This window comes from Phycicoccus elongatus Lp2 (genome assembly GCF_000367525.1).
Classification (GTDB): Bacteria; Actinomycetota; Actinomycetes; order Actinomycetales; family Dermatophilaceae; genus Phycicoccus_A; species Phycicoccus_A elongatus.
On the sequence record NZ_HF570956.1, the window covers coordinates 2,189,195 to 2,199,886 of the forward strand.

At 69.2% G+C, this 10,692-nt stretch carries 11 protein-coding genes and 1 pseudogene; 8 read left to right on the top strand and 4 right to left on the bottom strand.

Annotated features, from left to right (window positions below; translation table 11 throughout):
- Window positions 1–58 precede the first annotated feature (58 nt).
- The gene (locus BN10_RS10595; protein ID WP_010851244.1) at window positions 59–1,378 is read left to right on the top strand and encodes a glutamate mutase L; all 1,320 of its coding nucleotides are present in this window, start codon (window positions 59–61) and stop codon (window positions 1,376–1,378) included.
- Window positions 1,379–1,388: 10 nt separating this feature from the next.
- Window positions 1,389–2,630, top strand: coding sequence for a threonine ammonia-lyase (ilvA, locus tag BN10_RS10600; protein WP_010851245.1), 1,242 nt, complete (start codon window positions 1,389–1,391; stop codon window positions 2,628–2,630).
- On the opposite strand, the gene greA is transcribed toward ilvA, so the two are convergent.
- Both greA and BN10_RS10610 read right to left on the bottom strand, forming a co-directional pair.
- On the bottom strand, window positions 2,618–3,106 hold the full coding sequence (greA, locus tag BN10_RS10605) for a transcription elongation factor GreA (RefSeq protein WP_010851246.1): 489 nt from the start codon (window positions 3,104–3,106) through the stop codon (window positions 2,618–2,620). The two genes, ilvA and greA, sit on opposite strands and share 13 nt — an antisense overlap.
- A 100-nt stretch (window positions 3,107–3,206) precedes the next feature.
- The gene (locus BN10_RS10610; RefSeq protein WP_040753137.1) at window positions 3,207–3,569 is read right to left on the bottom strand and encodes a DUF4307 domain-containing protein; all 363 of its coding nucleotides are present in this window, start codon (window positions 3,567–3,569) and stop codon (window positions 3,207–3,209) included.
- Between the two features lie 95 nt (window positions 3,570–3,664).
- Here BN10_RS10610 and mca point away from each other — a divergent pair, with 95 nt between their 5' ends.
- Window positions 3,665–4,603, top strand: a complete 939-nt coding sequence (gene mca, locus BN10_RS10615; RefSeq protein ID WP_010851248.1) for a mycothiol conjugate amidase Mca — start codon at window positions 3,665–3,667, stop codon at window positions 4,601–4,603.
- A complete protein-coding gene (locus BN10_RS10620; RefSeq protein ID WP_010851249.1) occupies window positions 4,600–4,863 on the top strand; it encodes a hypothetical protein in 264 nt (87 codons plus the stop codon). The genes mca and BN10_RS10620 overlap by 4 nt, the downstream gene beginning before the upstream one ends.
- On the opposite strand, the gene trhA is transcribed toward BN10_RS10620, so the two are convergent.
- Complete coding sequence (gene trhA, locus BN10_RS10625) at window positions 4,821–5,537, bottom strand: PAQR family membrane homeostasis protein TrhA (RefSeq protein ID WP_010851250.1); 717 nt, start codon at window positions 5,535–5,537, stop codon at window positions 4,821–4,823. The genes BN10_RS10620 and trhA overlap by 43 nt on opposite strands.
- Window positions 5,538–5,686: 149 nt before the next feature.
- Between trhA and BN10_RS10630 the strand changes: the two genes are divergently transcribed.
- The 3 genes from BN10_RS10630 to BN10_RS10640 all read left to right on the top strand — a co-directional run bounded on the left by BN10_RS10630 (window position 5,687) and on the right by BN10_RS10640 (window position 9,095).
- On the top strand, window positions 5,687–6,448 hold the full coding sequence (locus BN10_RS10630; RefSeq protein WP_010851251.1) for an isoprenyl transferase: 762 nt from the start codon (window positions 5,687–5,689) through the stop codon (window positions 6,446–6,448).
- A gap of 381 nt (window positions 6,449–6,829) precedes the next feature.
- On the top strand, window positions 6,830–8,140 hold the full coding sequence (locus BN10_RS10635; RefSeq protein WP_010851252.1) for a PhoH family protein: 1,311 nt from the start codon (window positions 6,830–6,832) through the stop codon (window positions 8,138–8,140).
- A 232-nt stretch (window positions 8,141–8,372) separates the two neighbouring features.
- The gene (locus BN10_RS10640) at window positions 8,373–9,095 is read left to right on the top strand and encodes an aggregation-promoting factor C-terminal-like domain-containing protein (protein ID WP_010851253.1); all 723 of its coding nucleotides are present in this window, start codon (window positions 8,373–8,375) and stop codon (window positions 9,093–9,095) included.
- Between the two features lie 75 nt (window positions 9,096–9,170).
- On the opposite strand, the gene coaA is transcribed toward BN10_RS10640, so the two are convergent.
- Window positions 9,171–10,220: a type I pantothenate kinase gene (gene coaA / locus BN10_RS10645; protein WP_010851254.1), complete on the bottom strand. Its 1,050-nt coding sequence runs from the start codon at window positions 10,218–10,220 to the stop codon at window positions 9,171–9,173.
- On the opposite strand from coaA, the pseudogene BN10_RS10650 reads away from it, so the two are divergent.
- A pseudogene (locus BN10_RS10650) lies at window positions 10,219–10,692 on the top strand (glutamine--fructose-6-phosphate transaminase (isomerizing)); the annotation flags it as partial. The gene coaA and the pseudogene BN10_RS10650 sit on opposite strands and share 2 nt — an antisense overlap.

Consider the following 10,692-nt stretch of genomic DNA (forward strand, 5'->3'; position numbering starts at 1 on the left):
CACCTGTGGTTACTCATGGGTTACCTCGATCCTAGGTGCCCTCGCCTACGCTGCCGACATGCCCTTGGTCACATGCGTTGACGTCGGGTCGACCTTCACCAAGGGAGTGCTCGTCGACACGCTCGACGGGTCCCTCGTGGCGACGGCCGCCCATCCCACGACGGTCGCCACCGACGTGATGCAAGGCCTCACAGCGGTATGCCGCGGGCTCGCCTCTCACGGTGAACCCGCCGAAACGTTGGTCTGCAGCAGTGCCGGGGGAGGCCTGCGCATCGCCGTCGTCGGGCAGGAACTCGAGGTCTCGACCGAGGCCGGCCGGCGCGTGGCGCTGTCGGCCGGCGGGCGCGTGGTGCACGTCAGTGCGGGCGGTCTCGACCCGACGGGCGTTCGCACGCTGCGTGCGGTGGCTCCCGACCTCGTGCTCCTCGTCGGGGGGACCGACGGTGGCAACGACACGATCCTGCTGCACAACGCCGATGCGCTGGCCAGGGCCCGCCTGCGCGCCCCGGTTGTCGTCGCGGGCAATGCCGAGGCCGCTGACGAGGTCTCCCGCCGGCTGACCGCGACCGGTCGCCGTCACACGGTCGCAGCCAACGTCGTGCCTCGGATCGGCGAGATCTCCCCGGACGGCGCACGGGCCGCCATTCGAGGCGCCTTCCTCGAGCACGTCATCGGAGGCAAGGGGCTCTCGCGGGGTCGGGCCTTCGCCGACCTCGTCCGCGCCCCGACACCGGATGCCGTCCTCGCCGGGGTCGAGGTGCTCGCCGACCATCTGGCCGGCGATGTCGTCGTCATCGACATCGGCGGCGCGACGACCGATGTCTACTCGGTCCTCACTCCACGTGGGGAGGACGCTGCCATTCGCCGCGACGTCGTCGGCCAGCTCTGGCACGCGCGCACCGTCGAGGCCGACCTCGGCATGCGGTGGAACGCGCAAGGCATCGTCGATGCGGCGCAACGTGAGCGAATCCCGCTGCCCGACAGCGCGATTCGGTATGCCGCGCGGGTCGCCGCCGACACCACCCTGCTCGCAGTCTCGTCGGCTGACTGGGCGAGTGAACAGGCACTGGCCGCCGCCGCGGCGACGATCGCGATGCGGCGTCACGGCCGCCCGGGTCATCCCAGTGAGCAGCCACGACCGCTCGCCGACGTCCAACTCGTGCTCGGCTCGGGTGGGGTCCTGCGCCACTCCCCGGATGCGGTCGCGGCCGGTGTCCTCGCTGCCGTCACGTCGGACCACGCCGGAGGTTGGCGGGTGCCGACAGGTGCGCGGGCCGGCGTCGACACGGCATACCTCCTCTTCGCCGTGGGCCTGCTGGCGGGGACGGATCCGATGGCTGCCCAGTTGCTGGCAGCGCGGGTCCTCTGCGCGGACTAGCCTGCGCACCATGGACAGTGACGTCACCGTGACCATCGCGGACATCCGGGCCGCGCGTGAAGTGCTCTCCAAGGTGATCCGGCCGACTCCGCTGAAGTTCAACAGGGCGCTCTCCGAGCGCGTCGGGGCCGATGTCTTCCTCAAGTGCGAAAACCTGCAGCGCGCCGGGAGCTTCAAGATCCGCGGCGCCTACACGCGGATGAGTCGACTCTCGCCGCAGGAGCGGGCCGCCGGCGTCGTCGCGGCGAGTGCCGGTAACCATGCGCAGGGCGTGGCACTGGCCGCCCAGATGCTCGGGATCGCGTCGAAGGTCTACATGCCAGTGCGGGCGCCGATGCCCAAGCTGGCGGCGACCCGTGCCTACGGCGCCGAGGTCGAGCAGGTGGGGGAGACGCTCGACGAGTCCCTGGTGGCTGCCCGCGCCTGGGCGGACGAGACCGGCGCGATCCTCATCCATCCCTTCGACCACGCCGACATCGTGGCCGGCCAGGGCACCTGCGGCTGGGAGATCCTCGACCAGTGCCCCGATGTGCGGACCGTCCTCGTCGGGCTCGGGGGTGGTGGCCTGCTCGCCGGGATCGCCACCGTCATGCGCGCGCTCAAGCCGGACGTCCACGTCATCGGGGTGCAGGCCGAGCAGGCCGCGGCCTACCCCGATTCCCTTGCCGCCGGTCACCCGGTCCAGGCCGCTCGGATGGCGACGATGGCCGATGGCATCGCCGTGGGGTTGCCCGGCGACGTCACCTTCCCGATCGTGCGTGACCTCGTCGACGAGGTGGTCACGGTCAGCGAGGCCAGCCTGTCCCGGGCGGCGCTCTTCCTCCTCGAGCGGGCCAAGCTGGTCGTCGAGCCCGCGGGAGCCGCGGCCACGGCATACCTGCTGGATCGGGCGGCCGGTGACGGTCCGCCGCTCGAGGGCCCCGTCGTCACCGTCCTCTCCGGAGGAAACATCGACCCGCTCCTCATGCTGCGGATCATCCGGCACGGCATGACGGCCGCCGGACGCTATCTGCAGTTCTCGGTCGTCGTGCCCGACAGCCCCGGCAACCTCGCCCAACTGCTCACCGACTGCGCGAGCGTCGACGCCAATGTCCTCGACGTCGAGCACTTGCGCACCTCAGCGGAGATCCGCGTCGACCAGGTCGAGATCGGGCTGGTCCTGGAAACGCGAGGCCCGGAGCACCAGTCGAGGGTTCTCGAGGCGCTCCGGGCCAAGGGTTACGTGCTGCTCGGGACCGATCAGCCGCTGTAGGGCTTGGTCTTGAGGATCTTGACCTGCACGTCCTTGCCCGAGGGCGTCGCGTAGGTCACGGTCTCGCCGACCGAGTGCCCGTTGACGGCGGCGCCGATCGGGGACTTCTCGCTGAAGACCTGGATGGAGTCGTCACTGATCTCGCGGGAGCCCAGGAGGAAGGTCTCCTCGTCGCCGAACATTTCGACGGTCACGACCATGCCGGGCTCGACGATGCCGTCATCGGGAGGGGTCTCGCCGATGATCGCGGTGTCGAGCAACTGCTGGAGCTGCCGGATGCGGGCCTCCATCTTGCCCTGCTCCTCGCGGGCCGCGTGGTAGCCACCGTTCTCGCGGAGGTCACCCTCCTGGCGGGCGGCGTCGATCTTCCTGGCGATCTCGGTGCGCGCCGGGCCGGAGAGTTCGGCGAGCTCGGCCTTCAGGCGGTCGTAGGCCTCCTGGGTGAGGAAGGTGGCCTTGGCTGCGGTCTCGGTCACGGGTGCTCCCTTACGTCAAAGGGTCCGGGCCCGTGGTGGCTCCTGTGAGCGACCGTGGACGGGCCCAGACCCGAATCGTGCAAAGAAACATCGTAGCAACTCAGTGGCGCACGCAGGAATCGACGACCCCCGTGACAGCGCGTTGCGCAGTGCGGATCTCGACGCTGCGTTGCACCCGTGACTCGCCGGCGGGCACCTCGTCGGTGACGGTCCCGACGACGCCCTTGCGTGCGTCGAGACCGGTGATCGTGCACGTCACGGCCCGATCAGCCGGCCGGGTCAGGCGGTAGTCCACCTCGAGTTGCGAGTCCGAGACGACGCGGTATGCCGTGACCTCGGGCACGACGGCCCCGACGTTGGCCGCCAGGCCGTACCAGATGACGACGGCCACCATCGCGCCGACGCCGAGGACACCGACGATCCACCAGCGCAACGTCCCGGGGGCGGGGCGGGGCAATGCCATGACGTCCTTCGAGGCGGTGAGAGGATGGCTTTCGGTCCAGTGACCTTCGCCCATTGTGACGGTCACGCTGTCTGGAGAAGGAGACGGGTCCCCTCGTGAGTGAGAAGTTGCGACTCATGTGCGTGCACGCCCACCCCGACGACGAGTCGAGCAAGGGTGCGGCGACGATGGCCCGCTACGTCGATGCCGGCCACAAGGTGCTCGTGGTCTCCTGCACCGGCGGTGAGCGCGGCGACATCCTCAATCCCAACCTCAGGGACGACCCGCACATCCTGCGCGACCTCGCCCAGGTCCGGCGCGACGAGATGGCGCGCGCCCAGGAGATCCTTGGCGTCGACCACCACTGGCTCGGCTTCGTCGATTCCGGTCTGCCCGAGGGGGATCCGCTCCCGCCGTTGCCGGCAGGCTGCTTCGCCCTCGAGCCGCTCTCGGTGACGACGGAGGCGCTGGTCCGCGAGATCCGCCGCTTCCGTCCGCACGTCGTGACGACCTATGACGAGAACGGCGGCTACCCCCACCCCGACCACATCATGTGCCACAACGTGACGGTGTCGGCGTTCGCGGCGGCCGGTGACCCCGCGGCATACCCGACGGCGGGTGACCCCTGGCAGCCGCTCAAGCTCTACTACAACGGCGGGTTCAGCAAGGAGCGGATCACGGCCTACCACGAGGCGATGCTCGCCGCGGGCCAGGAGAGTCCGTATGCCGAGTGGTTGGCCAACTGGGACGATTCCCGCAGCCGCACGACGACCACCCGGCTGGACGTGGGGGCGTGGTACGAACGGCGCGACCGTGCGCTGCTGGCCCACGCCACCCAGATCGACCCGGACGGCTGGTTCTTCAAGGTGCCGCTCGACGTGCAGCGTCAGATCTGGCCGCACGAGGACTTCGAGGCCGCCCGCTCGGTCGTGCCCATCGTGCCCGGCGAGGACGACCTCTTCGCCGGCCTGCCCTCGGTGGCCGAGGCCGACGTCTGGGCGACCTCCCCTGATCTCGAGTTCGTCGTCGACAATGTCAAGGAGCGAGTGTCATGAACGATGGTGGCGTCGGCCCCGGCATGGGGGCCTTCACGGTGTTCTTCATCCTGGCGATCGTGCTGTGGCTGCTCATGCGCAACATGAATGCGCGCCTGCGGCGGATGGACTACGCCCACAAGCAGGAGGATGCGCAGGCGGCCCGCGCGGCGCAGACACACTCGGCCGGGGGAGACCAGGCGGCGCAGGCGGCGCAGGCGCAGCCGCCGACAGGTGGTCAGGCCGAGACGGCGGACAAGGCCAATGACGCCGCGACGTAATGGCTGACGAAGGCGAGGATCGTCAGCGTGTGGAAGACCTCGTGGAAGCCGAACCAGCGCGGTGAGGGGTTCGGCCGCTTGATGCCGTAGACCACGGCCCCCAGGGTGTAGAAGAACCCGCCGAGGCCGACCAGGCCGACGATCAACCAGCCGCCGTGCTGGACCAGGGCGGGGAGGTAGAACACCGCCACCCAGCCCAGCGCGACATAGACGGGGACGTAGAGCCACCGCGGGGCGCCGACCCACAGCACGCGGAAGAGCACACCGGCGATGGCGCCGATCCAGACGATGAGGAGCATGGTGCGGCCCTGGTCGCGCGGCAGGAGCAGCGCGAAGGGGGTGTAGCTCCCGGCGATGATCAAGAAGATGTTCGAGTGGTCGAAGCGCTTGAGGAAACCGGTCATCTTCGGGCCCCAGGTGCCGCGGTGGTAGATCGCGGACACCCCGAAGAGCAGGACGGCCGTGATCGTGAAGACCGCTGCGCTGATCCGGGCCGCGAGGTGATCCGAGACGACGATGAGCACCAGGCCGGCCAGCAGGGCCAACGGAGCCATCGCCAGGTGCAGCCAGCCGCGAAGGTGGGGCTTGACGGCCGCGATGACCGCATCGACGCGCTCTTCGAGGGCGTCAAGGGTGCCGGTCCCTGAGGACTCGGTCTCCGGCTCGGCGGGCATGGTGTCCACGATACCTACGGTTGCGTAGGTATGTGCACGTCCGGTGAGGGTCGTGTGGGTCTGCCATGTGGGTCTGCCATGGAGGGCACGCGGCCGGGGGTAGCGTGGTCCCGGTCGGAAATCCACCGGGGTCGAAAGGGTATGCGCGTATGTCAGTGGGTGACGTCGTGTATGCCGCGTACGCCCGCCGCGTCGCTCGCCAACTCAAGCCCGCCGGCATCCCGCGGCACGTCGGCGTCATGCTCGACGGCAACCGGCGGTGGGCCAAGGAACGGGGCGGGTCGACAGCCCAGGGCCACCAGGCCGGCGCCGACAACATCGCCAATCTGCTCTCCTGGTGCGAGGAGATCGGCGTCGAGGTCGTCACCCTGTGGCTGCTCTCCACCGACAATCTCGCCCGTCCCGCTGGTGAACTGCGCCCCTTGCTCGGCATCATCGAGCGGGCCGTCACCGACCTGGCCGACGCTGGGCGCTGGCGCATCCACCCGGTCGGCGCGCTCGACCTGCTGCCGGTCGAGACCGCCCAGGTGCTCAAGGCGGCCGCGGACAGCACGCGTGACGTCGACGGGATGCTCGTCAACGTCGCCGTGGGTTATGGAGGTCGGCGCGAGATCGCCGATGCGGTGCGCTCACTGCTCCAGGAGCACGCGCGCGCGGGGACGACGATCGAAGAACTGGCCGAAGTGCTCGATGTCGAGCACATCGCCGAGCACCTCTACACCAAGGGCCAGCCCGACCCGGACCTGGTGATCCGCACGTCCGGCGAGCAGCGCCTCGGCGGCTTCCTGCTGTGGCAGAGCGCGCACAGCGAGTTCTACTTCTGCGAGGCCTACTGGCCGGCCTTCCGCAAGGTCGACTTCCTGCGGGCGTTGCGGGCCTACGGTGAGCGGCGCCGGCGCTTCGGCGCCTGAGGCGACTCCGCGGCATACGGTGTGGGGTTGGTGTGGCCCTGACCCCAAGAACCCACCACCGAAGGCGAGTGACCCCGCGCGGTATGCCGCGCGGCCGGCTCACCCGCCTCGCTCACCTCATGGACATCACCTGTCACAGGCGAAACCGAGCGTTCACGCGCCCGTCACCGACACGCCGACTCGATGGCAGAACTCGTGCCCGTCCCGCGTCGTAGCGTCCTGACCAACGCACCTCACCCGAGGGCGTTCGGGAGGCCCGACGTGATGGAGCATCTGCTCCGGAGGAGGGGTCGGCCCGGCCTCGACCTCCTGTCGTGGCCCGGTCCCGGCACCCAGCCTTCGAGCCAGCGCGAGACCTGACGCGCGCCCAAGGAGAGATCCGTGCCCACGACGACCACCCCTGCCGAGCACACCTATGTGATCGACACCTCGGTCCTGCTCTCCGACCCGCGCGCGATGCTCCGCTTCAAGGAGCAGGAGGTCGTGCTGCCCGTCGTCGTCATCACCGAGCTCGAGGGCAAGCGGCACCACCCAGAGCTCGGCTACTTCGCTCGGCAGGCGCTGCGCATCCTCGATGACCTGCGTGTCGAGCACGGTCGGCTCGATGCCCCGGTGCCTGTCGGTGACGACGGAGGCACGCTGCGCGTCGAGCTCAACCACACCGACCCGTCGTCACTGCCTGCCGGATTCCGGCTGGGGGACAACGACACTCGCATTCTGGCGGTGGCCAAGAACCTCGCGAACGAGGGTCGGCGGGTGACCGTGGTCAGCAAGGACCTGCCGATGCGGGTCAAGGCATCCGCGTGCGGCCTGGTCGCCGAGGAGTATCGCAACGAGCTCACCCCCGAGTCGGGCTGGACCGGCATGCGCGAGCTCGACGTCACCGTCGAGGAGATGGACCACCTCTACGAGTACGGCCGACTCGAGAATCTCGCCGCGGCGGAGTTCCCCTGCCACACCGGCATCAAATTGCTCTCGCCGCGGGGCTCCGGGCTCGGCCGGGTGGGGCCGGACAAGCAGGTGCGTCTGGTGCGTGGCGACCGGGACGCCTTCGGTCTGCACGGCCGCAGCGCCGAGCAGCGGATCGCGCTCGACCTGCTGCTCGACCCGGACGTGGGCATCGTCTCGCTCGGTGGCCGCGCGGGGACCGGCAAGTCTGCGCTGGCGTTGTGCGCCGGCCTCGAAGCCGTGATGGAGCGACGCCAGCACCGCAAGGTCGTCGTCTTCCGTCCCCTGTATGCCGTGGGCGGCCAGGAGCTCGGCTACCTCCCGGGCGACCAGGGCGAGAAGATGAACCCGTGGGGGCAGGCGGTCTTCGACACCCTGTCCGCGCTGGTGTCGCGCGAGGTCGTCGAGGAGATCCTCGACCGGGGCATGCTCGAGGTGCTTCCGCTCACCCACATCCGAGGTCGGTCGCTGCACGACGCGTATGTCATCGTCGACGAGGCGCAGAGCCTGGAGCGCAACGTGCTGCTCACCGTGCTCTCGCGGATCGGTCAGAACTCCAAGGTTGTCCTCACCCACGACGTCGCCCAGCGCGACAACCTGCGGGTCGGTCGTCACGACGGGGTCGTCGCGGTGGTCGAGAAGTTGAAGGGCCACCCGCTCTTCGCGCACGTGACCCTGACACGCAGCGAGCGCAGCCCGATTGCCGCACTGGTGACCGACCTCCTGGAGGGCATCGAGCCCTGACAGGGGCCCTCCACGACCCTTGTGTCCGCGTCTCCATTCGCTATGACGACGGATCACGCGGACACAAGGGATGGACGCCGTTTTGGCGTGTCCGTCGGGTGTTCGCTACCGTAGGTCTCGAATTGATAACGTCTGCCTGATCGGACACCCCCGTCCGCGGATTCGGCCCGGCGTGACCTGTACCCCATCGGTGGCAATCCCCTGCTGCCCCGAAAGGACGCACGACCCGACCATGAGCAGTTATCGCGGCCGCCATGCCGCTCGTCATGCCGCCGCGCGCCCCCAGCGGGTCAGCACCGTGGGAGCGGCGCTGCGCCGCCCTGCGGTCGCCGCCTCACTGGCGCTGGCCACGGTCGCGACCGGAGCGGCCGGCGTGAGCGCACAGGAGCGGGTCGCCGTCGAGAGCACTGCCTTCTCGCTGAGCCCGGCAGCCCTCACCCAGGTCGAGGACACCGCTGCTCCCGCTGCTGACGATCAGGCCCGACTGGCTGCCGATCGGAGCGCCGCCAACGCCCAGAAGTCGCTGGTCATGGCCCAGGCCGAGGAAGCCACCAGGGCCGCCGCGGCTGAGGCCGCGCGAGTGCGCGCGGAGGAGGATGCCCGCATCGCGCGCGAGGCCGAGCGGCAGGCCATCGTCGACAACGCCCGGGTGAACCCGCAGGCTGCCGCTCGCGCCCTCATGGGTGAGTTCGGCTTCGCGGACTCGCAGTGGTCCTGCCTCAACAACCTGGTCATCGGCGAGTCGACGTGGAACTACAAGGCCAAGAACCCGTCTTCGGGCGCCTACGGCCTCTTCCAGTCCCTGCCCGCGAGCAAGATGTCGACGGTCGCCGACGACTGGGCCGACAATCCGGTCACCCAGATCCGCTGGGGTCTGCAGTACATCAAGAGCTCCTACGGCACCCCGTGTGGCGCTTGGTCGGCCTGGAACAGCCGCTACCCGCACTGGTACTGAGCAGTCAGCTTCTGCGTGACGCAGAACCTGGTTTTGGCGCAATCCCTGCGCGGTGGGGCTCAGAGTCTGCGCGGATCAGAGCTTGCGCAGCTTGATCGTCTCGACCGAGTGGTCGGACCCCTTGGCCAGCACCAGCGTGGCCCGACCCTTGGTGGGCTCGATGTTCTCGATGAGGTTGGGCTCGTTGATCCGGGTCCAGATGTCCGTCGCCGTGGCGCGGGCCTGGGCATCGGACAACGCGGCATACCGATGGAAATAGGACTTGGGGTCGGCGAAGGCGGTCTGGCGCAATCGGAGGAAGCGCTCGACATACCACCGGCGGATGTCCTCGAGGTCGGCGTCGACATAGACGGAGAAGTCGAAGAAGTCCGAGATGGAGCCGGTGTTCGTGCCGTCGGACCGCACCGTCGGTGGTTGCAGCACGTTGAGCCCCTCGACGATGAGCACGTCGGGCTTGCGGATCGTCACCGTTGCCGGCAGCACGTCATAGGTCAGGTGTGAGTACTGCCGCGCCTCGACCGCGAGCTCTCCGGACTTGACGTCGGCGACGAACTTGAGCAGCGCACGCCGATCATAGGACTCGGGAAAACCCTTGCGCTGCAACAACCCTCGCTCCTCCAGAACCTTGTTCGGATAGAGGAAGCCGTCGGTGGTCACCAGTTCGACGCGCGGGGTGTGCGGCCACCGCAACATGAGCTCGCGCAGGATGCGGGCCGTGGTCGACTTGCCGACCGCCACCGAACCGGCCACACCGACGACGAAGGGCACCCGAGTCGGCCGTTCGCCGAGGAACTCACTGGTGGCCAGGCGCAGGCCGTGGGTCGCCTCGACGTAGAAGTAGAGCAGCCGTGAGAGCGGCAGGTAGACGGACTCCACTTCGTCGAGGTCGACCGGCTCGCCCAGACCGCGCAGACGGGTGAGGTCGTCCCCGGTGAGGTTCATCGGGTGGCTCTCGCTGAGCCGCGCCCACTCCGTGCGCCCGAACACGGCATACGGGCTGGGGAGCCCGGTGGGGGAGTCGGTCAGCGCCACGCGCGTCATTGTTGCGTATGCCGCGGCGCGGGGTCCGGCGCGACGCTCGTCGGTGCCGGGGGTGGGCCCGGGCGGCACTAGGCTGAAGCGCATGTGCGGAATCGTCGGATATGTCGGCCATCACGTCGACGGCAAGGCCCAGACCGTCGTCATGGAGGGCTTGGCCCGCTTGGAGTACCGCGGTTATGACTCGGCCGGTATCGCTCTGGTCTGCGACGGCGGCGTCGAAACCGAGAAGCGGGCCGGCAAACTGGAGAACCTGCGCAGCGCGCTCGATGCCCACCCTCTCCACGACTCACGGACCGGGATCGGGCACACGCGATGGGCCACCCACGGTGGCCCCACCGACGGCAACGCCCACCCGCACCGCGGTGGCGACGGCGACCGACTCGCGCTGATCCACAACGGGATCATCGAGAACTTCCACTCCCTCAAGAAAGAGCTGCTCGCCGAGGGGGTCGACTTCCTCTCCGAGACCGACACCGAGGTCGCGGCCAAGCTCGTGGGGCGTGAGTACGACAAGGTGCAGGACCTCACCGCCGCCATGCAGGCGGGGGGGGGGGGG

Bases quoted from the DNA above. Each gene is read 5' to 3' on its own strand.
- BN10_RS10595 (WP_010851244.1), top strand. From the start codon at position 59: ATGCCCTTGGTCACATGCGTTGACGTCGGGTCGACCTTCACCAAGGGA.
- ilvA (WP_010851245.1), top strand. From the start codon at position 1,389: ATGGACAGTGACGTCACCGTGACCATCGCGGACATCCGGGCCGCGCGT.
- BN10_RS10610 (WP_040753137.1), bottom strand. From the start codon at position 3,569: ATGGCATTGCCCCGCCCCGCCCCCGGGACGTTGCGCTGGTGGATCGTC.
- BN10_RS10620 (WP_010851249.1), top strand. From the start codon at position 4,600: ATGAACGATGGTGGCGTCGGCCCCGGCATGGGGGCCTTCACGGTGTTC.
- trhA (WP_010851250.1), bottom strand. From the start codon at position 5,537: ATGCCCGCCGAGCCGGAGACCGAGTCCTCAGGGACCGGCACCCTTGAC.
- BN10_RS10630 (WP_010851251.1), top strand. From the start codon at position 5,687: ATGTCAGTGGGTGACGTCGTGTATGCCGCGTACGCCCGCCGCGTCGCT.
- BN10_RS10640 (WP_010851253.1), top strand. From the start codon at position 8,373: ATGAGCAGTTATCGCGGCCGCCATGCCGCTCGTCATGCCGCCGCGCGC.
- coaA (WP_010851254.1), bottom strand. From the start codon at position 10,220: ATGCGCTTCAGCCTAGTGCCGCCCGGGCCCACCCCCGGCACCGACGAG.